Genomic DNA, 22,985 nt, shown 5'->3' on the forward strand with positions numbered 1-22,985 from the left:
ATGAGCGACTCTATTATTTTAGGTATCGAATCGTCTTGTGACGACACTTCAGCAGCGATTATCAAAGGAAATACCATTCTCTCCAATATTGCAGCCAATCAGGAAATTCATAATGAATACGGTGGTGTAGTTCCGGAACTGGCTTCCAGGGCACATCAGCAAAACATCATTCCTGTTGTTGAAAAATCTTTCGTCAAAGCAAATATACAACAAAATGCAATTTCTGCGATAGGTTTCACAAGAGGCCCCGGACTTTTAGGTTCTCTTCTTGTGGGTACATCCTTCGCTAAGTCTCTGGCGATGAGCCTTAACGTGCCTTTAATAGAAGTAAATCATCTTCAGGCGCACATTCTGGCACATTTCATCGACGATGCAAATCCTGTGCCTCCCACATTTCCTTTTTTATGCCTCACCGTAAGCGGCGGCCATACCATGATTGTGCTTGTAAAGGATTACTTTGAGATGGAAATTATCGGAAAATCAATAGATGACGCAGCGGGCGAAGCTTTTGATAAAATCGGAAAAATTTTAAATCTTGATTATCCTGCAGGACCCATTATTGATAAATTAGCTAAAGAAGGAAATCCCGATGCATTTCAGTTTAACAAGCCACGGCTTGAAAATTATGATTATTCATTCAGTGGTGTAAAAACTTCTGTTTTGTATTTCATTCAGAAAGAGGTTAGGAAAAATCCTGATTTCATTAAAGAGAACCTGAATGACATCTGTGCTTCGGTACAGAAGTGTATTGTTGAAATTTTAATGAATAAACTTCAAAAAGCCGCCAAAGATTTAAATATAAAAGATGTGGCGATTGCCGGCGGTGTTTCCGCCAATTCTGAACTCAGAAAAGTGATGCAGAATAACAGCGAAAAACTGGGTTGGAATATTTACATTCCTAAATTTGAATATACAACTGATAATGCAGCGATGATTGCGATGGTGGCTCAACTGAAATTTGAAAGAGGAGAATTTACAGATTTGAGGACGACGGCGACTTCAAGATATGATTTGTAGAGAGAAATTTTTCTGTTTCACATTTATTGGAAATAAAATTTCTAAAAAACAATTTAATCAAACATCAACAGATGAAAATATTACTGGAAGAAAAAATACTGGGAACCCAATCTAAAAAGAATTCAAAATATTATTGGGTCCTTGAAACCATTACCGGAAAAAATGATGCTACGTCTGAATTTGATGAAGATGATTTCCAGATGATCAGTTCAGAGACCGGTTTTATTCAGAATGTAAAGGAAGAAATTATTGAGAAAATCAATGCTGAGAATGTTTTCAGTTTTGAATATGAGCCGAAGGAAGGCGATTATCTTTCCATCAAAAATAATTTAAGAAAAAATGAATATCTGAATTTGATTTTTATGAATAATCTTTGGGTGGAAGAAATTTACATGTGTTCTTACAGAGATTGTGAAGGCGATGTTTACACGACAATAAAGACGGGAGTTGCTTTCGTGAGTGAGAATGAGATTTATTTTTAAAAATTAAACCACTTGACGGGATACGTGTATATAATGGAACTTCGACAGGCTCAATATGATAACACAAAAATCTTCCAACACAAATTAAACAGAATTTTAGACGATTTTAATTATTCCATTTATGAAACTTTTTTTTGGAGAAATCAATAACGGAAAGGCAATCATCAACGACGAAGAGCAACAGCATATTGTAAAAGTTCTCCGTATGAAAAGTGGTGAGGAAATTCACGTAACCGATGGAACGGGAAATCTGGCCTCCGGAACACTGATTATTGAAGGAAAAAAAGCAGGAATTGAGGTTACACAAATTAAAACTGAAACTCCAGATTTTAATCCAAAGCTCCACATTGCAATCGCGCCTACAAAAAACATTGACAGGATTGAATTTTTCGTAGAAAAAGCCGTAGAAATGGGAATATCTGAAGTAACAATTCTTCAAACCGAAAAAACAGAGCGCAAAAATCTTAATATTGATAAAATCAGAAAACAGGCGATTGCGGCTTCAAAGCAAAGTTTAAGATTTCACTTTCCTGTTATTAATGATTTAATTAAATTACCCGATTTTCTGAAAAGTATTGATCCAAAAACCACTTTTGTAGCACACTGCAACGAAAATTTAGACAGAATTAATTTAAATGAAATTCCACAATTAGAAAATTATACTTTTCTGATTGGCCCTGAAGGCGATTTTTCGGATAAGGAAATTTTATTTTTGGCCGAAAAGGGAATTAGAGCGGTTTCTTTGGGCAATCAGAGATTGAGAACAGAAACTGCTGGCGTTTTTGTAGCTGCATGGAATTACAATCAGATGTTTTAATCTCCAAAACTGTTTCTAAAATTAAACTAATTCTCCGTGGTTGTTTGAGATTTCTTATTATTTGTGCTAAAAACAGGCACAGTTATCCCAAGATTTAAAGTATTAACAGGTATAAATTCAGTTTTTGAAAATTTTATCGGAAAGCTGATAAATAATTTGAAACCATTTACTCCGAAACCTATAAATGGACTTAATCTAGGCGAAAACTTCTCAAAATCTGTATAAAAACTCATTTCAGAACCAATACTCAGCGCGCTTGCACTGAAATTAACTCCAAATTTAGGACCGATGATAAATTGTTTGAAATTAACTATAAAATCATTACCTACATAATAATTGACTGATGCAGGATGCCTTCCTCCTCTATCATAAATCTTTGAATAACTGATTTCTACAATGTGTACCGTTTTCAAAATATCATGGTCATCTTCGTTTTTTTTAGGATCGAATGATGCCTGATACCCTACTAAAACCGCATTGGTTTCAGAAGGACTTGAAAATTTCAAATTATTTGTCTGAGAAAAACAAAAAACAGGAATAAACAGTAAGAATAAAAGTTTCATTCTCTAAAATTAAAAATTTTCACGTAAATATTTCTCCAAAATCTGCTGTCCGCTTTTGATGGAATTTACAGCCCAGCGGATTTTCATCTGAAGCAGTTTTTTTTCATTAAGTTTATAATCGAGATTCGATTTTATCAGTTTCTGTTTTAATTCATACATACAGATTGAAGCGGCAACTGAAACATTGAAACTTCTCGTAAAACCATACATTGGAATGGCTAAAGTCTCGTCGGCAAAATCAAGAATTTCTTCAGTAACACCCTGCATTTCGGTTCCGAAGACCAAAGCAATGGGTTCGGTAATTTCGTATTCGGGAATAAATTTTGCATTTTTCTCCAGTGAAACGGCGACCATTTTGTAACCACGGTCTTTAATATTTTGGAAGGACTCCATATTTCTGGGAAGTCTTTCTACTTCAACCCAGGTATCTGCACCTTTGGTGACTCTGAGATTGGGTTCGAAATTATTTTCTTCCTGCAGAGCCACCACTTTATGAAAACCACAAGCTTCAACAGAACGCACAATGGCTGCTGCGTTTCTGAACTGATAAATATCCTCAATTACGGGTAGTATAAAATCTGAACTTTCGGGAGCAAAATGTTCTATTTTAGAAAGTCTTTCTTCTGTAAGGAAATTTTTGAGGTAATCGTAAATCTGCTGGTCTTTCATCCTGCAAAAATAATAATTTTTTCGAGGCAAAACGAGTGATCAAAGGGTTTGAAATAAGACGGAAAATAAAATGAAAGTGATGACCGAAATACTGTTGATTAACAAAAAACTCTGCGCTCCGGCTTGAACGGAGCTCTTTTTATAATAGCTGAGGTACGAAGCTGTCTTATAAAAAAGCGGGAGTGGAAGACATAAATGAGTAAAAAGCGAAAGCTTTTAGAGAAATTTACTAATGTAGTTGTCAGGCGCCCAAAACGAAAATAATATTGTAAAAAAAACGTATTTTTGAATTCATGAAAAGAAAAGTACTGTTGATCTACACCGGCGGCACCATCGGGATGGAAAAGGACTACGAATCCGGAAGTCTTCGTGCGTTTGATTTCGGAAATATTTTTGAGAAAATGCCCGAAATGAAGCTGATGGAGTGCGAGGTTTTTGTGCATCCGTTTGCTAAACCACTGGATTCTTCGGATATGGGACCCACTGAGTGGAAAATTATTGCCAATTACATTCTCAATAATTATACAAAATATGATGGCTTTTTGATTCTCCACGGTACTGACACTATGTCTTACACAGCTTCAGCACTGAGTTTTATGCTGAAAGGTCTTTCTAAACCTGTGATTTTAACGGGCTCTCAATTGCCGATTGGAGATCTGAGAACCGATGCGAAGGAAAATCTGCTGACAAGTTTATATTATGCAAGTCTTTACGAAAATAACGAGGCGGTTATTCAGGAGGTTGCAATTTATTTCGAATATAAACTTCTGAGAGGAAACCGTACTTTGAAATATTCTGCGGAATTTTTTGATGCCTATTCCAGTCCGAACTACCCTCTTCTTGGGCAATCCGGAGTGCATTTGAATATTGACAAAGACAATCTCTGGAGAGTGCCTTCAAAATCTGATTTTTTTGTGGACGATCACATTTGTGAGGATGTTTTATTCTGGAGAATTTTCCCGGGTATGAATCTGAATCATTTTAAAGACATCCCGAAAATGAAGGTGTTGATTTTGCAGGTTTTCGGCTCCGGAACTATTTTCAGCAGTTCTAAGACTTTTGAAACACTCCAGCAGATCAGGAATAACGGAACTGAAATTGTGGTGGTGAGCCAGTGCATCTCTGGCGGAATATCTTTTGGAAAATACGAAAACAGTAATATTTTTGCAAGAATCGGAGCCATCAGCGGTAAAGACATGACTGCTGAAGCGGCAATAACGAAGGCCATGCATCTAATCGACAACCCAAAGTATCAGGGAAAATTTGCAGATCATTTTTCTGAAAATATTTGTGGTGAAATTAGCTAAAGTGTAAATTAAGCTTTTGTAAATTCAATAAATTACTGTACTTTTGCAGTCTTCAAAACATAGAGAGGTGTCCGAGTGGTTGAAGGAGCTACCCTGGAAAGGTAGTATGCGGGTAACTGTATCGAGGGTTCGAATCCCTTCCTCTCTGCTGAAACCGTCTGTTAACAGGCGGTTTTTTTGTGGCTTTATCCTTCTTTAAAATACCACATTCGCAGAATATTTTAGTTTTATTAAAAATTATTTGTTATTTTAATAAAAATTAACATTTATAATCGAAATATATTGTATTTTTGCACCACACTAAATCTACAAAACAAACACAATATGTCTGCAAAACTATTTACTCTTATGACGGCTGTTCTTCTATTCAGCTGCAGCGCTCCATCAAAAGATCCGGATGTGCAGATCAACAACCAGGAAGTAAAGCCCAGCGAAGAAATTGAATACCGTGACTATACAGATATGATGGGTGAGAAACTTTCAGTAGGAACTCACAAGGAAGATAAGGCTAAAACGGTTAAATACAACGGAAGCGTTTATGTTCTGGAGAAAGATTTCGAAAGCAACACCTATTCTACATCTGATAACGAATATCAGTTTACTGAGAACAACAGGGAAGTTACTTTTCTGAAAAAGAATTATAACATGGTTCTTTTTACATCAAAGAAAAGTGCCGAGCCGGCTACTGCTCAAATGCACTAATAATTTTTTATAAATTTTAGCTTAAAATCTGTCTGAGGAAATCTCGTCAGGCAACGGAACATTCGTCTCAATAAAGTCGTAGAGATGTTTTGAGAAGTAACAACCATTCAGGATTCCGCGTGCGCCTAAACCATTGAAAACATAGAAATTCTGGTGGATGTGATGTCTTCCCACAATTGGTCTTCTGTCTTTAACGGTAGGTCTGAAGCCGAAGCTGATGTCTTTTACTTCAAAATCAAAAGGATATATTTCTGCCAGACCACTCACGAGCTGATCTGTAGCAGAATCATCAATTTTTAAATGCAGCTGGTCTCTGTCGTACGTTCCACCGTAGAAATACAATCCACTGTCTAAAGGAAAAAGGAAGTGCTTTTTCTTGATTGTAACCTTGGTTTTCAAATCATTTTGTAGCTGAACTTTGATGTGATGACCTTTATTCGGGATGACGGGAATATCCTTAAAAAACGGATTTGCAGCAACTCCCATTCCTTCGCAGAAGATTATATTTCTAAACTTATATTCCTTATAAATATTATCTGAAGGACTGATCTTACTGTAATCAAATTTCTCGCTGACCAGATAATTCTCCTTCATTAACCAGGTAAACATATCGCTGAAAAACGAGGCTACATCAAGGCGTGCAGATTGGCTTACAGTTCCCGTTCCGTATGGATTTCGCACTTCACTCAATTCAGAAAATTCTGTTGCCAGGAAATCCTTCAGTTCATCGGTGCCGGCTTTTTTTTTCCACAGATTTTTTTCATTCTCATCATGGAAGATTCGGTGAATGGGCTGAGCTACAAGATAATTTTTGCCGGTATATCTTTCTATTTCAGCTAAGGTATTTTTCAGATAATTGATTTGTTCCTGAGCTTTCCAGAATGTAGTAAATTTTTTAAGCACTACAGGGTTTATAATTCCTGCAGAAACTTGAGAGGCACCTTTTCTGCCCTCTGAAAACAGCCTGAAAGACTTTTGCTCTCTGATCAAATGATGTGCAAAGAAAAGCGCTGCGTACCCATCTCCTACAATAATATAATCTACATTTTCCATAATAAAAAAACCTGAGTAAAAGTACTCAGGTTTTTTATAAATATCAAGTGGATATTAATAATTCCACATATCATTTTCCATTTGAAGAATCTCTGCTTTGATTCTTTCGCTTTCAGCTAACTGCTCTTCCGCGTTTTTAGGAATATAATCTTCAATTTTTCCATCTCCAGTTCCAGTAGAAGATTTGTAGATCACTGAAGAGAATCTTCTTGCATTGATTACATCGTCAAAAGATATATCCGCTGAAGAGTTTTTCTTGTTGTAAACATAATTGTTTGCTAAGATATCTCTAGCTTTTGGATAATAAACCCAAAATAAATCAACAAGATCGTTAGCTCCTTCCATCAGTTTACCTTCAGCATCTACTCTACCTTGAGAAGTTGGATCTGGACCCATTGCAGCAATACCAAGAGGTCTGTACTTCATTTGTCCGTCTCTCTTATCAATAAACCACATTCCCATAATTTTCAGAACTTTTACTTTATCAGTAGTTGTTCTAATGTAGTCAGTATATCTTTTCTTTTCTTCTTCAGTAAGAGCTCTTCCGCTATTAAGAATCTCAATAGCTTCCTCTGCTATTCTAACACTTTCTAATTTAGCTTTAATACCATCCGGTGATAACTTTGTTGTGAAATTTTCATCATCATATACTTCTTCGATTTCTCCGTTCAAAGCTGCATCTAACAAAATTTGATATAAAGATCTTGTATTCTTAGATAACAAACCATTAGGGTTATCGTAGTAGAAGGGCTGGTTGATTTTATCATTTAAATCAATGATTTCCCATACCATCATACTCTTTAGAATATCTTTGTCATCTACAAAGCCATACTCTAAAGGTGCTACTTTATTGCTGATCACAGTATCTCCTACTTTTCTCATGTTATCAGATCTCATCTGTCTAAATTCTTCCGGAGAAGAAGCATTTAGAATAGTCTGAGAAAAAGCTAACCCAGAGGCTAAAACTAAAAGACTGCTTATATATTTTTTCATAATATGATTTTTCAAATTATAATCTTATTGTACATTAATTGTTACAGGAGATAGCTCTTTTAAGATCTGATTACCCAAGCCTGTCGCAGTAACTTTAATATCGTATATCTGTACCACATCACCAGACCTTAAGTTTCTAATTAAACCTTCAGCAGATGACAGAGAGTTACCCTGGATCATTGTACCTGCTCTACCAGGAAGTTTTAAGATAAAACTGTTAACTGTAAATGAAACAGGGAAATCAAAGTCAGGTAAAGCTGCAGTAACAATTTGATTAGCAATTGAAGTTGCTGGCATAAAGTTTACACTCTTACCTCTAATTTGACCCTGAGGTTTAGGGATACCTTTAATTCTGTATTCAAATACTTGAGAAACAGATTTCCCATTCGGCTCAGTTCCTGAAAGTGTAAGTTTCACCACAGTTCCAGTTGTAGGAATTACGTTCCATTTACCTTGACCTGTACTTTTCACTGTAGCACCAGCAGATGCACTTAGTGATAATCTAGCATTATCAGCACCTAGGATTGAACCAGATACAGGGTTTTCTAAACCTCTATACATTACATTCATCTTATCAGCAGATAGCAATAAACCTTTTTCAAGTTTTACTTCCTGAGGACCAGCGATCACGTTGTAAGTATGTGTGAAAGGGAAAGACTGTACTTTACCTTCAGAATCTGTAAGAGTAATAGAACCTCCAAATTCTCTTTTACCTATACCACCAGTGTTCAATGGTAAATAACCTTTACCGTTTTCCTGTCTGCTCACGCCCTGAATTCTGATTTTATCACTGTTAGAATAAGATCCTAACATTACAACTGCTTCAGCTTTACCGCCAGCAACAATGTCTGTAGGTGCCGAAACAATAGCTTCATACTGATTAAATTTAATGCTGGCATCCACTTTTTCAGATAACAACATTGCCAATGCATCAGACTGTACGTTTCTTGCGTCATTCTGAATAATTTCTAAATTCGAAATCGCCGCAATAAGTGGCTGGTGATAGAATTTATTCTGAAACCAAGTTTTTCCGTTTGGAGATTTACCTTGAGGATAATCTGTAATAATAGATTTGTTTGCTCTGTTTACTACATCCACCAACTGAGGATTTTTCCCGAAAGTAGTGTTGATATAATTTCTTACATCATCCATTTTAGCTTTAAGTTCTGCAGCACCTTTCGATGTAGAGTTCTCGTCGCCTTCCTTGAAGAAAAATTCTGTAGTAGCTTCGTTGTTGTTCAGTGCAGAGAAATTTTCACTAACATCCATATCCTTTCCGGTTTTTGGATCTTTATCGAAAAACTCTGATTTCTTTTTCAGATCTACTTTTACGGTTTGAGCAAATGCAACCAAATCGTCAATCTTTGTTTTAAGTACACGGTACTGCTTTAAAGGTTCTGCATAAGTATCAGGTACCTGCATTGCTTTAGCTTCAAGTGTCTTTTCAAAAATCTTTTCGTTTTTACTTTCTGTCAGGCTTCTTGTTTCATTAAGAGCTCTGGTAGAATCGTAGTATGATCTGATAATTTCAACATCAATGTTTAGGGCCATCATTGCGATGAACACCAGATACATTAGGTTGATCATCTTCTGACGTGGAGTCTGTTTTCCTTTTGCCATTATTTTTTCTTTAGTTTTTGATTAAATTAATGGTTAAGGATTATGACTTCATAGCAGTTAACATACCACCATAAACTCTGTTTAAGCTGTTTAGGTTAGATGTTAAACCTTGTAATTCCTGGTTAAATTTCTCAGACTGCTCTGCTGATTTCTGCATATCATCAACATATTTTTTAGCAAATTCCGACTGTTTCTGACCGTTCTCCAACTGCATGGCATAAAGAGCATTCATGCTTTCCATGTGTGTAGCCGCTTTGTTTAACTGGTCGTTGTATTTGTGAGTAGAAGCAGATACGTCTACAGTTTGGTTGATCTGATCAACTGAGCTTGAAAACTTATCAATTCCTGTTCTTAATCTGTCAAATAACTGTACATCAAGTTTAGCATCCTGAAGCATCTTGTCTAGTTTTCCAGATAAAGAGTTTTCTAATTCTGCGAAGTGGTCTGCCGAGTTTTTAGCAGATACATTTGAGTGTAAAGGGTTTGGGTTTGCATGCTTATCCAACAATTCAGGATAAACATTTTCCCAGTGGTAAGATTCTTCTGCTGCAGGTGGATCGAAAGCGAAAATAATGAAGATAATCGCTTCAGTAACCAATCCCACAGTAAGTGCGATATTACCATTAATAGGTCCCAGAGTAATGTGAGTAATTTTAAGCCAAGCTCCAAGAATTACAATTGCCGCACCGAATGAATAGAAGAAATTCATCCACGCATCTTTAGTCTTAAACATATACGTTAGTTTTTTTTAAAATGAGTTGTTAATAAAATGATATAAATAAATGGTAATATTATCTGTTTACTCTTTTAGCTTTTACTGCAGCTTCCGGAATATCCTGTACTGTTCTGAAACCGATGTAGCTTCTTGCAGAATCTTTTCTTTCCCAGTCTCTTGCACCGTTCATCAACATGTACCCAACATCTTTCCAAGAACCACCTCTTACAGATTTTTTAACTTCAGTTCTGTCTTTAGTTGAAGGGTTTAAAGTAGATGAGAATGTATATGAAGAGTTGTTGTAAGGAGAATCTGTCCATTCTGAAACGTTACCGGCCATATCAAATAAACCGAAACCGTTCTTCTTGAATTTTTTCACCGGAGCTGTGTAAGTGTATGTACCTTTTACATCGTCTTCCATGTAGTTACCCCTTTTTGGTTTGAAATTTGCAAGATAACAACCTCTGTCATCCATCAAGTAAGGACCACCCCACGGATAAGTTGCATTTTCCATACCCCCTCTTGCAGCATACTCCCATTCAAACTCGTTTGGAAGTCTGAATCTGATAGGCGCCTGCTTTCTTCTTTTTAAGCTTTCGTTGTAATCAGATTTTAATTTAGATCTGAAGTTACAGTAAGCTCTTGCCTGATCCCACGTAACTCCTACTACAGGATAATCTTTGTAGGCTTTGTGCCAGAAATACTGTTCAAACAAAGGTTCGTTATAAGTAAAGTGGAAATCTTTTTTCCAAACAGTTGTATCTGGGTAGATTGCAATGCTTTCGCTTCTCAGGAAGTTTGCACCTCTCTGATCTTCAGCTACTGCTGCATCCATATCTCCCCATCTGTACGTATATTTCAGTTTACTGACATCCAGAAGTCTTTCGCTACCTACTCTGGAAGAAGCCGGTAAATACATAGACTCAAGAACTTCAGCGTACTCTACGTCAGGATATTTTGACGTGCTCCAGTGCAAAGGAATTTTCCAGTCTAATCTTTTAGTTCCGTCGAAACCATCATCTCTACCTCCAGCACCTTCAAGATACTCCTGATAAGGCGTTAAGTTTTCTTCTTTTTTAGCAAGATAAGCATAGTCTCCGATACCAGTTCCTCTGCCTCTACCGTCACCACCTTCACCGGCAGCTTCAGCAAGCATTGTTCGAGCAATAGAATCTCTTACATAATTAATGAACACTCTGTATTCTGCATTTGTAGTTTCAGCTTCATCCATAAAGAATGAAGATACAGTAACCGTTTTAAGAGGTGCTTTCTCTGGATTGTCTGTTAAGTCCTTATCAGACATACCAGCAATAAATGAACCTCCGGGAATAGCAACCATTCCGAATGGTCTTTCCGCTACAAATGACGATGTTTTTTCTCTAGGTATCAATTCTCCTTTTGTTCCTGGCTTCCCAACAGAAGAAGATCCACCACCTGAACAAGATACCGTTGCTACCGACGCAGACACTAATAAAAGAAATATCCTTTTCATGTTAATTTTTATAATTAAGCCGTAAATATATAATTTTTTTAAGAAACTTTTAAGATTTTTTTCAGAATAACGAAAAAAAACTAAAGTTATTTTATTTCCAAGTCTTTTTTTTACTCAACAGTAACAGATTTTGCCAAATTTCTTGGCTGATCTACATTTGCTCCTCTGTAAACTGCTATATAATAAGCAAGCAATTGTAAAGGAACTGATGCCACTATCGGAGAAAAACATTCTGACGTTTCAGGGATTTCTATCACATAATCTGCCATGGCGCTTACCTGAGTATCACCCTTATTCACAACGGCAACTACTTTACCCTTTCTCGCTTTGATTTCCTGTACATTACTTACAATTTTATCGTAATGACCTTTTTTAGGCGCTATAATTACGATAGGCATATTCTCATCAATCAGGGCAATAGGACCGTGCTTCATTTCTGCTGCAGGATATCCTTCTGCGTGAATGTAAGAAATTTCCTTTAATTTAAGAGCTCCCTCAAGTGCCGCAGGATAATTATAACCTCTTCCTAAATAAAGGAAGTTTGTAGCATTTATAAAATCTTTCGCGATTTCCTGAGTTAATTCGTGAGTTGCAGTTAAGACTTCCTCCACTTTTTTCGGAATAGCATCGAGTTCTGCAATAAGATTCATGAATTCTGCGTTCCCTAAATTACCGTTATGCTTCCCAAGTTTTAAAGCAATCATGCTTAAAATCGTAAGCTGAGCAGTAAATGCTTTTGTTGAAGCAACCCCAATTTCCGGACCTGCGTGAGTATAGGAACCCGCATCTGTAATTCTTGCGATAGATGAATCTACTACATTACAGATACCATAAATAAATGCACCTTTTTCTTTAGCCAGCTTTAAAGCTGCCATTGTGTCTGCCGTTTCACCAGACTGAGAAATTGCAATTACAACATCTTTATCTGTAATAATAGGATTTCTGTATCTGAATTCCGAAGCGTACTCTACTTCAACAGGAATTCTTGCAAATTCTTCAATTAAATATTCACCAATCAATCCGGCGTGCCATGAAGTTCCGCAAGCGATGATGATAATTCTGTTAGCATTTTTTAATTTCTCGATATGATCCCAGATTCCGGCCATTTTAATGATTCCTTCATCCACCAAAAGCCTTCCTCTCATGGTATCGTGGATAGATTTTGGCTGTTCGAAAATTTCTTTAAGCATAAAATGCTCGTATCCACCTTTTTCAATCTGCTCTAAACTTAATTTAAGCTCCTGAATTTCAGGCTCAATTTTTGAATTTTCAATAATTGTTCTGATGTCAACACCAGTTTCAAGAGAAATAGTGGCCATGTGACCTTCTTCCAGATAGATAGCTTCTTTTGTAAATTCTACGAAAGGAGACGCGTCAGAAGCGATGAAATATTCTTTATCTCCGATTCCGATAGCAAGAGGAGAACCTAATCTACCCACTACCAAAACTCCAGGATAATCTTCATGCATTACTGTGATTGCATAAGCACCGTATACTTCATTAAGAGCAAATCTCACTGCAGTAGGAAAATCTGTTTCAGTATTCAGATCCATAAAATACTGGATTAGGTTTACCAATATTTCTGTATCTGTTTCAGACTGAAAAGTGAAACCTTTATCAGTAAGCATTATTTTAATGGTATCATAATTTTCTATGATACCGTTATGAATAATCGCAATTTTACCGTTGTTTGATAAATGGGGATGTGAATTCCTGTCACTTGGAACACCGTGGGTAGCCCATCTTGTGTGTCCCATTCCAATTTTGGCAGTTCCTTTTAACTGACCTGCAATTCCCTCCAAATCATCTACTTTGCCCTTAGTCTTTTGAACGACAAGGCTGTGATCTGGCTTTTCAAGTACAATACCTGCACTGTCATATCCTCTGTATTCGAGTCTTCTCAGGCCGTTAATTACTATTTCGTAAGCATCCTGAAAACCTGTATATCCTACAATTCCGCACATAAACTACATGTTGTGTTTTTTATTTTAATTATTTTGATCCGTAAACTACTTTAACCTGGATTCTCTTTTCATTTGAAGGATCTGAACCTACAAAAACGATTCTCTCTCTCGCAAAAGGTCTCGTTGTAAGATTATACCCAGCCAGCGCTACACCATCGGATGCACGTAAAAACTGTGCAAGATCAATTTTGAAATATTTATCCGAAAAATCTTTTTGCTCAGTATCTTCAACAATATCCTTTAATGATTTTGTTACTGTAAATTCATAGTAAGCAGGATTTTTATCCAGATTAAAAGTCTTTATGTAAGCAAAGTTCGGTGCTCCACTAAGACTTGTAAGATCACTTGTAAAACTCGTTTTTTCTTTATTGGTTGTCTTGTCCAGATATCTTTGAACAATTGTGAGCTCGCTCGGCTTTAGTAGAGAATTATTCCAGTTTTGTTCATCTGTGTAGACTCTGATTTTTGCACTGAGAATAGCTGTCTTGTCGTTTTTAAAACGATCTCTTAAATCCTTAATTACTTCAGGTTTAAATTTAATACCAATTGACGGACCTCCCATACCCTGTGTATACAACTTAGGATGTCCATTGGTTGCGTCAGCACTGATTGCTGTTGTAAAAGCAGTTGGTCTTGTATATTTGTAGTATCCAGAATGCGCATTAGCCGAACCTATAGAGAACCCATAAGATGTCTGTGGTCTCGTGGTGGTTCCATTTTCAGTTTTGTCGTATTTATAATACATGATCACCTGCGTTCCTGCATCATTAGGATTGATGGAAAATAAATATCCGTCGTTGCCCTGCACAGAAACTTTCAACCCCCTGAAATATCTGATAAAACTTGCCATATCCTTCAATTCAGGCTGACCTTTTTTCGCAATAATTTTATTCTGGAAGAAAGTTTTATCTAAAGGGATTCTGATATCATTACTGGATGTAAATAATGTACTGTTATCTGCATCTTTTGTTATCGTAACAGTTTTTGCCAAACCGTTGAATACTTTTGAACCAAGCTCCTGAACTGCATCATAGTTTTTGTTTGAGTACACACTGTCTGTGAAACTACCCATAAACTCAGTAACTTCATGTACTTTTAAAGTAAGCGGGGTAATAGTTCCTCCAGTTTTTGTTCTTCCATATTTAGTTACAGGAATTGTTTTCAGCTCAAGTTTAGCGTCCACATTCCCGTTAGGATACACATAACTTTCGTTGGTTGTGGTTACCAGAGAATCTGAGCTCTGCTGAACAACCGGCTTTAAAACCATCACAACAGAATCTACAACAGCATTGGTTCCAAAATCCGGATCGTAAGCAGACATTCTTATTTGGGTAAAATAAGACGCTTCCTGACGTCCGAACTGCGGCTCGTTAAAAGCTCCGATTACGGCACTTCCTAAAGTACTGTAGTCTGCTCTCACTACATCACTGTTGTCTATATTGTAAGCGATAAGGTCGTAGGAAACCTCATTTCCGTTGGTTCCGTCATTCAAAAAAAGCTGTTCACCCAAGCTGTCGATTTCAGGCTCGCAATTATAAAGCACTGCACTCCCGAAAATCATCAGAGAAAAAACAGCAAATGCTCTTTTCATATTTTTAATCATTAAATGTATTTTTAATATAAAGTATTGATTGAATCTACATCAAGATACTCCGACTTTGCAGTGGAAGTTTCATTAAAAGCTTTATCCAGATTTTCATTTAAAAACTCGTCACCTTTTACAATGCTGTCTACGTAATCCATGCTTTCAATAACAAAACTCTCAAAACTTGGATTTTCTAACGATTTTAAATCTGAAATATTATCAAACTTCAGTTTTTCTGAAATAGCAGAACTTAAAGCTGCATTTTTTTCATTGTACACAGAAAGTACAATTTTGGCATCTTTAAAATAAGTGTCAGAACCGTAATATGTTTTAAGATAAACAGGCACAAAAGAAGCCATCCATCCATTCAGGTGAATAACATCCGGCACCCAGTTCAGTTTTTTAATGGTTTCAATGACACCTCTTGCAAAAAAGATCGCACGCTCATCATTATCTTCGAAGGCAGTTCCTTCATCATCGAAATAACTTTGTTTTCTCTTGAAGTATTCTTCGTTATCGATAAAATAAACCTGAAGTCTTTCCCCCGGTAGAGATGCTACCTTAATAATAAGAGGCTGATCAAGATCGTTGATAATTATATTCATTCCGGAAAGGCGGATCACCTCATGCAGTTGAAATTTCCTTTCACTTATCTGTCCAAATCTTGGCATAAAAACTCTTACATCATTGCCTTCATTGTGCATTTTAAGCGCCATTTTGTTTACCACCGAAGCTAAATTTGTATCTTCCTGATAAGGGTACATCTCTGTGGTAATGTACAGTATTTTCTGATTGGGCATAAATTATTTTCTATATTTAAAAATGCTATAATGTGCAAAATTACGAAAAAACATTCAACATTATTTTAATTAACATTTTTTTACGATAAAAGAGCGCGTTTGTGATAAACAAATCATCTCAATTACGCCAATATTTATTAATTTTGAATAAACTATTAAAGTAATATGGAAGTTTTAAAGAGCAGAAAAATTCTTCAGGATTTTATAGAGAGACAAAAAGAAATGGGAAAACGGATTGGTTTTGCACCCACGATGGGAGCATTGCATGACGGGCACCTTTCATTATATAAAGAAGCAAGAAAAGATAATGATCTTGTAATCTCTTCCATCTTTGTGAATCCCACACAGTTTAACAATCGGGAAGATTTGGCAAAATATCCCAGAAATATTGAAAGAGATCTTGAAATTCTGAAAAAATCCGGATTGGTAGATGCAGTATACATCCCTGAAGTTTCAGATATTTACCCTGAGCAGGCGAAAAGTAAAAAATATGATTTTGGAGGTATCGAAAATGAAATGGAAGGAAAATCACGCCCGGGACATTTTGACGGAGTAGGAACTGTGGTAGAAGAACTATTCAGACAGGTGAAACCGGATTGCGCTTATTTTGGCGAAAAAGATTTTCAGCAGCTTGCGATTATCAAAAAAATGACTCAGATGCAGAATCTTCCTGTAAAAATTATAGGAGTTCCCACCTACAGGGCTGATAACGGATTAGCTTTAAGCTCAAGAAACCAAAGACTGTCTGAAACCAGGAGAGAAGCATCTAAAGTAATTTATGAAACATTAAAAAAGGTGAAAACCTGGTTTAAAGAAGATTCTTACGAAATTATTAAACATAAAGTGCAGGATATTTTTGACGACCAACACAATATGCAGCTGGAATACTTTATGATAGCCGATGAAAAAAACCTCAAAGAAGCAGAATTTTTTTATGCAGACAGAGATTACAGAGCATTTATTGTGGTAGTAGTAGATGGTGTAAGATTAATAGATAATCTCCCTATGAAATAAAAAATCAAAGGCTTCCGGAAGGAGGCCTTTGAAACACCAAATCACAAAATATTAATATGAAAAAAATTTACTTTTCAGTAAACTCGTGACCCGGCTGGGATTCGAACCCAGGACCCATACATTAAAAGTGTATTGCTCTACCAGCTGAGCTACCGAGTCGGTCACGTTTATTAATGCCGTAAATATATAATTATTTTTATAAAACTTACAAGTTAACAAACATTTTTTTTGCTTGTGCCTGCGACTGGACTCGAACCAGCACATCCTTAGGAAACCACCCCCTCAAGATGGCGTGTCTACCAATTTCACCACGCAGGCAAAAAAATTACTTCAAAGTAATCATTTTTTGCTAGTGACCCGGCTGGGATTCGAACCCAGGACCCATACATTAAAAGTGTATTGCTCTACCAGCTGAGCTACCGAGTCGGTCACTTTATTATCAAGTTTTACGGTTAAGTAATATCCCTTGTTTTTAGTGGTGCAAAGATATAGCTTTTTTCGTTATCTCAAAACTTTTTTGCAAATTTGTTTAAAATAAATTCATGATAATTTCACTGGTTGGATACATGGGGAGCGGCAAATCTCACATTTCCAAAATCTTAAGCGACGAAATAAATTTTAAACTTTTAGACCTCGACAGAGAGATTTCTAAGCGTCTGAAAATGCCAATTCCCGAAATTTTTGAAAAAAAAGGAGAAATTTTCTTCAGGAAGAAAGAAAGAGAAGTTTTGGAAGAAATTCTGGTGACAGAAGAAAATACTGTTTTAAGCCTGGGTGGTGGCACGCCGGCTTATTATAATAATATGGAAATAATAAATCTCAATTCTAAAAGTGTATTCCTGAAGGCCAATATCGGAACTTTAGTTGCAAGACTTTCGAAGCAGAAAGAAAAAAGACCTCTGGTTGCGAACATTTCAGAAGAGGATCTTCCGGAATTTATTGCAAAACATCTCTTTGAGAGAAACGCTTTTTATTCCAAATCACAATTTGTAATTAGTACTGATGGTAAAAATCCTGAAGACATCGTTTCTGAGATAAAAGAAAAACTCTACCTGTGAGGTAAAGTTTCGGTAAATTAATCTTCTTTTTGGTCTTCAGAACCGGATTCTCCAAAGAAATCATCCCAATCTGTAAAATCAGGATCGATGTCATTCCCGGAATAACCGTCAATGTCACGGCGGTCTTTCTTGGTAGGTCTGCCCTCACCCTTTCCTCTGTAATAGTTTTGAGATTCACGGCGAAGCTTGAGCAATTCGATCTGTTCTTTATCTGTGATGTCTTTAATATGCAAAGGCACCAATTTGGCTCCCATTCTGCTTTTAGGAATTTGAAGAACCTTAATTTTATAATCGATCTGGTTTTTTCTGACCTGAATGACATCACCTTCTTTTACTTCTCTTGAAGCCTTTACCACAGCACCTCCAATGGTTACTCTGTTTTTTTTGATTTCATCTGCAGAGACTGTTCTCGTTTTATAAAACCGAATACTCCACAAAAATTTATCTATTCTCATTATTTTTTATACTTTTGTCGATAATTATCTGTAAAGTAAGTAAAGTTTTTAAAATGAAGAAAATATTTTTATATCTAATCGCTGGATCAATCACTTTTTCAGCCTGTAAAAAAGATGACGAGGTACAAACTTATAAAGAGCCGGATGACATCAATGTGCAGAATAATTATGATAATGAGGCCATCCAAAAGTTTCTGGAAAACAATTATATGGATTCCCGCGGAAACGTAAAGCCTTTCAGCAGTACTGATGCAGCTGATGACAATGAGACAAAACTGAAAGATTTGAACCCTCAGACTACTCCATCCGGTGCGATATATATTATCCGGGCAACAGGACAGCCTAATCCGGGAACTACAATTGGTGACACCGATGTGATGAGGATTATGATGAGAGCAAAATCTTATCTTGCCTCAAGCACAGACGGGAATGTCACGTTTATCACCAGCTCTACATTTTCAGGATTTTCGCCACTTGATGAAACAGGCAATCCGGTTTCAGATCCTATTTTTTATTATTCTAAAAAATCTACAAGAGATGTCAGCGGAAAACCAAGAAGTTATTATGAAATGGAAGGTTTTCAGGAAGCAATCAGAAAGTTTAAAGCTTTTGATCAGCCAGATTCTGAAAATTACAATCTTCAGGGGGTAATTATTGTTCCGTCAAGAGCGGCATACGCAAGAGATGAGCATTTTTCTTTCGGCACTCAGTATGCATCGCCATATAGAAATTCAACTTTTATATTTAATCTTCAGGTGTATAAAAGTACAGCGAGAACTGCAGCTCAGGATTAATATTTCAAAAATATATTTTACAAAAAATGCTTCGCCAATAACGAAGCATTTTTTTATTTAATCTGAAGCCGAATCCCGCACGCCCGGACCTGAATGGAGCTTGTCCTTGCGAGGAAGGAAGCAATCTGTTGTGAGATTGCTTCGTTTCTCGCAAGGACGGCGGGAATCCTTCTGCAAAGCTCAGGATAAATTAGGGAGGAAACAGGCGCATAAAAATTCAGACAACACTTTCTATTTTCTTACATTCCCAAGTATATCCGGGAAATAATGGTCTGAAAGGTGTTCAAACTCATCACCTCGCATAAACATTGAGGCATCAACTTCTTCGTAAGATTCTCTTCCTGCTGCAGCGATTAATTCGTTACACGTGTGTAGCGTATTTTTGTGGAAATGATACACTCTTTCCGCTTTATCGGTGACATCCAAACCTTTAATGAGCATTTTATCCTGTGTTGCAACACCCGTGGGGCAGTTGTTGTTATTGCATCTTAGCGCCTGAATGCAGCCTAAGGAAAACATAAATCCTCTGGCATTATTACACATATCCGCTCCCATTGCTACCGCTCTCAAAATGTCTAAACTTGTGAGCACTTTTCCGCTGGCAATGACTCTTAGTTTTTCTCTTAAATTATAATTTTTAAGTGTTCTGTTGACAAAAATGAGCGCGGGTTCTAAGGGCATTCCTACTCCATCAGAAAATTCTGGTGGTGCTGCGCCTGTTCCCCCTTCTGCTCCGTCAACTGTTATGAAATCAGGGTAAATTTTTAAAACATTCATCTGAAAGCAGATGTCTTCAAATTCTTTGGTATCCCCTATACACAGTTTAAATCCTACAGGCTTCCCTCCTGAAAGTTCACGTAAATTCTGCACAAATTTTAATAAACCTGCACCATCAGAAAAAGACGAGTGCGATGGCGGTGATAAGATTGTTACTCCCGGCTTTACGTGACGGATTTTTGCAATCTCCGGCGTATTTTTCACTCCGGGCAAAACTCCACCGTGACCCGGTTTTGCGCCTTGAGAAAGTTTAATCTCAATCATTTTGACGTTGGGAAGAGTCGCATATTGCGTAAACAGATTAGGATCGAATTTCCCTTCTTCATCTCTGCATCCAAAATATCCAGTTCCAATTTGCCAGCAAAGATCTCCGCCTTCCAAATGATGGGGCGAAATACCGCCTTCACCTGTGTTATGATAAAAATTTCCTTTTTTAGCACCTCTGTTTAAAGAAATCTGAGCTCTGTCGCTCAACGCACCAAAACTCATCGCTGAAATATTAAAAAGTGACGCGTGATAAGGTTGCGTACACTGTTCGCCACCCACCCAAACTCTCGGCAGTTCTTCTTTCGGTGATTTCGCATAGATCGAATGTTTTATCCCTTCATATTTTCTGTGATTTACTTCAAGCTGAGTCCCAAAAGGCATTGTATCACTTAAATTTTTTGCACGTCTGTATACTGCTGAACGCTGATTTCTCGGAAACGGTTTTCCGTCTGTTTCTCTTTCGATAAAATACTGTTGCATCTCGGGAGAAATTCCTTCAAAGAAATATCTGAAATATCCTAAAACAGGGAAGTTTCTAAGGATAGCATGTTTAGTTTGATAGGTATTGTAAACTCCCAGCGCATAAACTGCTGTTAAAAATATCGGTATCCAGTAGTGAGCTTTGATGAGCAGCGCAATAATCCAGGTTGCAATGACCAACACCAAACCCCAAGATAAAAACTTATCTCTCATAAAAATGTAGATTTAAAAAGTTAAAAAATAAAAATAGTGGAAATACAGCAAAAAGACTATGCTTTTGCTAAAAAACTTTCGTAAGACGATTGCACAGATACCGTGCCATCTGACAGGATTTTCTCTAAATTTAAAAATTCAATCTGATTTACGAAAGATTCGTCAAAATCTTTCTGCACTCTCACATAATTTTCTGTGAAGCCGTACATTTTTCCGTCTTTATTTTCGTGTTCCCATAGTACGGGTAATGTTTGACCGAGCTGGCTTTGGTAGAATGACATTTTCTTCTTCTCTGAAAGAATTCTCAGCATTTTGTTGCGTCTTTTTCTCTCCGGAATCGGTACTGCGCCATCCATTTCCGAGGCTTCGGTATTTTCTCTTTCGGAATACGTAAAAACGTGTAAATAACTTATCGGAAGTTCATTCAGAAAATTATAAGTTTCCATGAATAATTCTTCCGTTTCTCCCGGAAAACCCACGATGACGTCAACGCCAATTGCTGCATGAGGCATCACCTCACGAATTTTGCTCACTCTCTCGCTGTATAATTTCGTCATGTAACGGCGCTTCATTTTTTTCAGTAAATCATCGCTTCCAGACTGCAGCGGAATGTGGAAATGCGGAACAAAACTTCTGCTTTTCGAAACCAGTTCGATGCTTTCATCCTTCAGAAGATTCGGTTCTATCGATGAAATACGGATTCTTTCTATGCCGTTAACCTCATCCAGTTCTTTTATTAAATCTAAAAAAGTATGCTCGTGTCTCTTGTTTCCAAATTCACCTTTACCGTAATCGCCAATGTTGACGCCGGTTAAAACTATTTCTTTAATGCCTCTTGCTGCAATTTCTTTTGCATTTTTCAAAACATTTTCGATGGTGTCTGAACGGGAAATCCCTCTGGCTAAAGGAATTGTGCAGTAGGTACATTTGTAATCACAACCATCCTGAACTTTCAGAAAAGCTCTGGTTCTGTCGCCAATAGAATAACTTCCTATAAAAAAATCAGTTTCTTCAATTTCACATGAGTGCACAACACCTTCGCTTTCAGACTTTTCCAAATCATCCAGATAACTCAGAATGTTGAATTTTTCTTTGGCTCCCAAAACCAAATCCACTCCTGTAATCTGAGAAATTTCTTCAGGTTTGAGCTGAGCATAGCAACCGACAATCACCACCAAACCTTCCGGATTGGCTTTCATCGCTCTTTTTACATGAAGTTTACATTCGCGGTCTGCATTTTCTGTAACTGAACACGTATTGATTACATAAACATCTGCTCTATCATCAAAACTCACCTTATCGTAACCAGCATCTGTTAATTGACGGGCAATAGTAGATGTTTCTGCAAAATTTAATTTACAGCCAAGGGTATGAAATGCGGCAGTTTTGTGAATATGAGACATTTAAGACGATTAAAAATTGTGGATGCAAAGATAATCAATTTAATATGAATTCTAAATTGATTGTATTGTTCCGAGGCGAAACGGATTTCCGGACTGGAGAATTTTAATATTAAAAACAATCACTTTCCTGCAAATCGCTGATGCATTGTTCTCTGATGTTCCAGATTTCATCTAAACTGTAGGGAATTTTCTCTTTGAGAATCCAGTTTCTGAGAAAATTTTTGTGAAAAGCAATTTTCTGGTCAAAAATTTCATTAAACTCTATTTCCTTTTCAATCAGTATTTTATTTTTAAACTGACTGTAGTTTGAACCGGGTTTGGTAAAATCAAAATATTCATCATCGATTTTCAGGTAATTGTGAGCTTCCGGAATGTAATTCAGATTAAATTTTTCTAAAGTTTTTTTAATTTTTCCGGTGTAGTAAGCATCCATTTTGAAGATACCGAGAATTAATTTCACATCAGACAGATTGTTTTCTAAAGCCAGTTTTCGCAGGGTTGCGTGTTTCGTGCTACAGGTTCCGCCCAAATCATCAAAGACACATTGGATGTTATTTTTATCTGAATTTCTTTTGTATGGCAGTTTAGAAATGTATTGACAGGCGTCTCGAAAATCTGAGATATTTCTCTCTAAAAACAGATCAGAAATAATTTTTCCGCTCTTATCTATGTTAAAATTTTTCATTCAGATAAATAATTTTCAGACTTTCGCTAATGTATCAAACCAATATTTGCTAAAACCAAT

22 protein-coding genes and 4 tRNA genes are annotated in these 22,985 nt (G+C 36.7%); 9 read left to right on the top strand and 17 right to left on the bottom strand.

The window, feature by feature from the left end:
• The 3 genes from tsaD to ASG31_RS13650 all read left to right on the top strand — a co-directional run bounded on the left by tsaD (position 1) and on the right by ASG31_RS13650 (position 2,316).
• A complete protein-coding gene (gene tsaD, locus ASG31_RS13640; RefSeq protein WP_056033638.1) occupies positions 1–1,017 on the top strand; it encodes a tRNA (adenosine(37)-N6)-threonylcarbamoyltransferase complex transferase subunit TsaD in 1,017 nt (338 codons plus the stop codon).
• Positions 1,018–1,088: 71 nt separating this feature from the next.
• Positions 1,089–1,499: a hypothetical protein gene (locus ASG31_RS13645; RefSeq protein ID WP_131725555.1), complete on the top strand. Its 411-nt coding sequence runs from the start codon at positions 1,089–1,091 to the stop codon at positions 1,497–1,499.
• A gap of 121 nt (positions 1,500–1,620) precedes the next feature.
• The gene (locus ASG31_RS13650) at positions 1,621–2,316 is read left to right on the top strand and encodes an RsmE family RNA methyltransferase (protein ID WP_056033644.1); all 696 of its coding nucleotides are present in this window, start codon (positions 1,621–1,623) and stop codon (positions 2,314–2,316) included.
• A gap of 26 nt (positions 2,317–2,342) precedes the next feature.
• Here ASG31_RS13650 and ASG31_RS13655 read toward each other — a convergent pair whose 3' ends face one another.
• Both ASG31_RS13655 and ASG31_RS13660 read right to left on the bottom strand, forming a co-directional pair.
• Complete coding sequence (locus ASG31_RS13655) at positions 2,343–2,879, bottom strand: hypothetical protein (RefSeq protein WP_056033647.1); 537 nt, start codon at positions 2,877–2,879, stop codon at positions 2,343–2,345.
• Positions 2,880–2,888: 9 nt separating this feature from the next.
• Complete coding sequence (locus ASG31_RS13660) at positions 2,889–3,548, bottom strand: TrmH family RNA methyltransferase (protein ID WP_056033650.1); 660 nt, start codon at positions 3,546–3,548, stop codon at positions 2,889–2,891.
• A gap of 293 nt (positions 3,549–3,841) precedes the next feature.
• On the opposite strand from ASG31_RS13660, the gene ASG31_RS13665 reads away from it, so the two are divergent.
• From ASG31_RS13665 to ASG31_RS13675, 3 genes are all read left to right on the top strand, one after another.
• The gene (locus ASG31_RS13665) at positions 3,842–4,855 is read left to right on the top strand and encodes an asparaginase (RefSeq protein ID WP_056033653.1); all 1,014 of its coding nucleotides are present in this window, start codon (positions 3,842–3,844) and stop codon (positions 4,853–4,855) included.
• A gap of 61 nt (positions 4,856–4,916) precedes the next feature.
• Positions 4,917–5,003 (top strand) — tRNA-Ser (locus tag ASG31_RS13670).
• Between the two features lie 176 nt (positions 5,004–5,179).
• Positions 5,180–5,557: a hypothetical protein gene (locus tag ASG31_RS13675; protein ID WP_056033656.1), complete on the top strand. Its 378-nt coding sequence runs from the start codon at positions 5,180–5,182 to the stop codon at positions 5,555–5,557.
• Between the two features lie 21 nt (positions 5,558–5,578).
• On the opposite strand, the gene ASG31_RS13680 is transcribed toward ASG31_RS13675, so the two are convergent.
• The 8 genes from ASG31_RS13680 to ASG31_RS13715 form a co-directional block, all read right to left on the bottom strand.
• A complete protein-coding gene (locus ASG31_RS13680) occupies positions 5,579–6,610 on the bottom strand; it encodes an NAD(P)/FAD-dependent oxidoreductase (RefSeq protein WP_056033659.1) in 1,032 nt (343 codons plus the stop codon).
• A 54-nt stretch (positions 6,611–6,664) separates the two neighbouring features.
• Complete coding sequence (gene gldN, locus ASG31_RS13685) at positions 6,665–7,603, bottom strand: gliding motility protein GldN (RefSeq protein WP_056033661.1); 939 nt, start codon at positions 7,601–7,603, stop codon at positions 6,665–6,667.
• Positions 7,604–7,627: 24 nt separating this feature from the next.
• A complete protein-coding gene (gene gldM, locus ASG31_RS13690) occupies positions 7,628–9,223 on the bottom strand; it encodes a gliding motility protein GldM (protein ID WP_056033663.1) in 1,596 nt (531 codons plus the stop codon).
• A 40-nt stretch (positions 9,224–9,263) separates the two neighbouring features.
• Positions 9,264–9,956: a gliding motility protein GldL gene (gldL, locus tag ASG31_RS13695; RefSeq protein WP_056033666.1), complete on the bottom strand. Its 693-nt coding sequence runs from the start codon at positions 9,954–9,956 to the stop codon at positions 9,264–9,266.
• Positions 9,957–10,014: 58 nt separating this feature from the next.
• Positions 10,015–11,430 (bottom strand): gliding motility lipoprotein GldK, encoded by a 1,416-nt coding sequence (gene gldK / locus ASG31_RS13700; RefSeq protein WP_056033669.1) that lies wholly within the window; start codon positions 11,428–11,430, stop codon positions 10,015–10,017.
• A gap of 110 nt (positions 11,431–11,540) precedes the next feature.
• Positions 11,541–13,394: a glutamine--fructose-6-phosphate transaminase (isomerizing) gene (gene glmS, locus ASG31_RS13705; protein ID WP_056033673.1), complete on the bottom strand. Its 1,854-nt coding sequence runs from the start codon at positions 13,392–13,394 to the stop codon at positions 11,541–11,543.
• A gap of 28 nt (positions 13,395–13,422) precedes the next feature.
• Entirely contained in the window at positions 13,423–14,985 is a 1,563-nt protein-coding gene (locus ASG31_RS13710; RefSeq protein ID WP_157844471.1) for a DUF4270 family protein, read from the bottom strand.
• A gap of 23 nt (positions 14,986–15,008) precedes the next feature.
• Entirely contained in the window at positions 15,009–15,779 is a 771-nt protein-coding gene (locus ASG31_RS13715) for a glycogen/starch synthase (RefSeq protein ID WP_056033677.1), read from the bottom strand.
• Between the two features lie 165 nt (positions 15,780–15,944).
• Between ASG31_RS13715 and panC the strand changes: the two genes are divergently transcribed.
• The gene (panC, locus tag ASG31_RS13720; RefSeq protein WP_056033681.1) at positions 15,945–16,793 is read left to right on the top strand and encodes a pantoate--beta-alanine ligase; all 849 of its coding nucleotides are present in this window, start codon (positions 15,945–15,947) and stop codon (positions 16,791–16,793) included.
• An 86-nt stretch (positions 16,794–16,879) separates the two neighbouring features.
• Here panC and ASG31_RS13725 read toward each other — a convergent pair.
• The 3 genes from ASG31_RS13725 to ASG31_RS13735 all read right to left on the bottom strand — a co-directional run bounded on the left by ASG31_RS13725 (position 16,880) and on the right by ASG31_RS13735 (position 17,219).
• A tRNA-Lys gene (locus ASG31_RS13725) sits at positions 16,880–16,952 on the bottom strand.
• 76 nt (positions 16,953–17,028) lie between these two features.
• Positions 17,029–17,111, bottom strand: a tRNA-Leu gene (locus ASG31_RS13730).
• Positions 17,112–17,146: 35 nt separating this feature from the next.
• Positions 17,147–17,219: transfer RNA gene (locus ASG31_RS13735), tRNA-Lys, on the bottom strand.
• Positions 17,220–17,335: 116 nt separating this feature from the next.
• On the opposite strand from ASG31_RS13735, the gene ASG31_RS13740 reads away from it, so the two are divergent.
• A complete protein-coding gene (locus tag ASG31_RS13740) occupies positions 17,336–17,851 on the top strand; it encodes a shikimate kinase (protein ID WP_056033683.1) in 516 nt (171 codons plus the stop codon).
• Between the two features lie 17 nt (positions 17,852–17,868).
• Here the strand turns inward: ASG31_RS13740 and ASG31_RS13745 are convergent, their stop codons facing one another.
• Entirely contained in the window at positions 17,869–18,306 is a 438-nt protein-coding gene (locus ASG31_RS13745; RefSeq protein WP_056033686.1) for an RNA-binding S4 domain-containing protein, read from the bottom strand.
• A 53-nt stretch (positions 18,307–18,359) separates the two neighbouring features.
• On the opposite strand from ASG31_RS13745, the gene ASG31_RS13750 reads away from it, so the two are divergent.
• Positions 18,360–19,100, top strand: coding sequence for a hypothetical protein (locus tag ASG31_RS13750; protein ID WP_056033690.1), 741 nt, complete (start codon positions 18,360–18,362; stop codon positions 19,098–19,100).
• 231 nt (positions 19,101–19,331) lie between these two features.
• Here the strand turns inward: ASG31_RS13750 and ASG31_RS13755 are convergent, their stop codons facing one another.
• The 3 genes from ASG31_RS13755 to ASG31_RS13765 all read right to left on the bottom strand — a co-directional run bounded on the left by ASG31_RS13755 (position 19,332) and on the right by ASG31_RS13765 (position 22,925).
• A complete protein-coding gene (locus ASG31_RS13755) occupies positions 19,332–20,837 on the bottom strand; it encodes an FMN-binding glutamate synthase family protein (protein ID WP_056033693.1) in 1,506 nt (501 codons plus the stop codon).
• Between the two features lie 56 nt (positions 20,838–20,893).
• Positions 20,894–22,240 carry a tRNA (N(6)-L-threonylcarbamoyladenosine(37)-C(2))-methylthiotransferase MtaB gene (gene mtaB / locus ASG31_RS13760; protein WP_056033696.1) on the bottom strand — a complete coding sequence of 449 codons (1,347 nt, stop codon included), beginning with the start codon at positions 22,238–22,240 and terminating at the stop codon, positions 20,894–20,896.
• 109 nt (positions 22,241–22,349) lie between these two features.
• Complete coding sequence (locus ASG31_RS13765; protein ID WP_056033699.1) at positions 22,350–22,925, bottom strand: hypothetical protein; 576 nt, start codon at positions 22,923–22,925, stop codon at positions 22,350–22,352.
• Between the last annotated feature and the right edge of the window lie 60 nt (positions 22,926–22,985).

It is taken from the genome of Chryseobacterium sp. Leaf404 (assembly GCF_001424145.1).
Taxonomy (GTDB): domain Bacteria; phylum Bacteroidota; class Bacteroidia; order Flavobacteriales; family Weeksellaceae; genus Chryseobacterium.

What these genes read in the sequence shown, in the direction of transcription:
- tsaD (WP_056033638.1), top strand. Translation starts at nt 1, where the DNA reads ATGAGCGACTCTATTATTTTAGGTATCGAATCGTCTTGTGACGACACT.
- ASG31_RS13645 (WP_131725555.1), top strand. Translation starts at nt 1,089, where the DNA reads ATGAAAATATTACTGGAAGAAAAAATACTGGGAACCCAATCTAAAAAG.
- ASG31_RS13650 (WP_056033644.1), top strand. Translation starts at nt 1,621, where the DNA reads ATGAAACTTTTTTTTGGAGAAATCAATAACGGAAAGGCAATCATCAAC.
- ASG31_RS13655 (WP_056033647.1), bottom strand. Translation starts at nt 2,879, where the DNA reads ATGAAACTTTTATTCTTACTGTTTATTCCTGTTTTTTGTTTTTCTCAG.
- ASG31_RS13660 (WP_056033650.1), bottom strand. Translation starts at nt 3,548, where the DNA reads ATGAAAGACCAGCAGATTTACGATTACCTCAAAAATTTCCTTACAGAA.
- ASG31_RS13665 (WP_056033653.1), top strand. Translation starts at nt 3,842, where the DNA reads ATGAAAAGAAAAGTACTGTTGATCTACACCGGCGGCACCATCGGGATG.
- ASG31_RS13675 (WP_056033656.1), top strand. Translation starts at nt 5,180, where the DNA reads ATGTCTGCAAAACTATTTACTCTTATGACGGCTGTTCTTCTATTCAGC.
- ASG31_RS13680 (WP_056033659.1), bottom strand. Translation starts at nt 6,610, where the DNA reads ATGGAAAATGTAGATTATATTATTGTAGGAGATGGGTACGCAGCGCTT.
- gldN (WP_056033661.1), bottom strand. Translation starts at nt 7,603, where the DNA reads ATGAAAAAATATATAAGCAGTCTTTTAGTTTTAGCCTCTGGGTTAGCT.
- gldM (WP_056033663.1), bottom strand. Translation starts at nt 9,223, where the DNA reads ATGGCAAAAGGAAAACAGACTCCACGTCAGAAGATGATCAACCTAATG.
- gldL (WP_056033666.1), bottom strand. Translation starts at nt 9,956, where the DNA reads ATGTTTAAGACTAAAGATGCGTGGATGAATTTCTTCTATTCATTCGGT.
- gldK (WP_056033669.1), bottom strand. Translation starts at nt 11,430, where the DNA reads ATGAAAAGGATATTTCTTTTATTAGTGTCTGCGTCGGTAGCAACGGTA.
- glmS (WP_056033673.1), bottom strand. Translation starts at nt 13,394, where the DNA reads ATGTGCGGAATTGTAGGATATACAGGTTTTCAGGATGCTTACGAAATA.
- ASG31_RS13710 (WP_157844471.1), bottom strand. Translation starts at nt 14,985, where the DNA reads ATGAAAAGAGCATTTGCTGTTTTTTCTCTGATGATTTTCGGGAGTGCA.
- ASG31_RS13715 (WP_056033677.1), bottom strand. Translation starts at nt 15,779, where the DNA reads ATGCCCAATCAGAAAATACTGTACATTACCACAGAGATGTACCCTTAT.
- panC (WP_056033681.1), top strand. Translation starts at nt 15,945, where the DNA reads ATGGAAGTTTTAAAGAGCAGAAAAATTCTTCAGGATTTTATAGAGAGA.
- ASG31_RS13740 (WP_056033683.1), top strand. Translation starts at nt 17,336, where the DNA reads ATGATAATTTCACTGGTTGGATACATGGGGAGCGGCAAATCTCACATT.
- ASG31_RS13745 (WP_056033686.1), bottom strand. Translation starts at nt 18,306, where the DNA reads ATGAGAATAGATAAATTTTTGTGGAGTATTCGGTTTTATAAAACGAGA.
- ASG31_RS13750 (WP_056033690.1), top strand. Translation starts at nt 18,360, where the DNA reads ATGAAGAAAATATTTTTATATCTAATCGCTGGATCAATCACTTTTTCA.
- ASG31_RS13755 (WP_056033693.1), bottom strand. Translation starts at nt 20,837, where the DNA reads ATGAGAGATAAGTTTTTATCTTGGGGTTTGGTGTTGGTCATTGCAACC.
- mtaB (WP_056033696.1), bottom strand. Translation starts at nt 22,240, where the DNA reads ATGTCTCATATTCACAAAACTGCCGCATTTCATACCCTTGGCTGTAAA.
- ASG31_RS13765 (WP_056033699.1), bottom strand. Translation starts at nt 22,925, where the DNA reads ATGAAAAATTTTAACATAGATAAGAGCGGAAAAATTATTTCTGATCTG.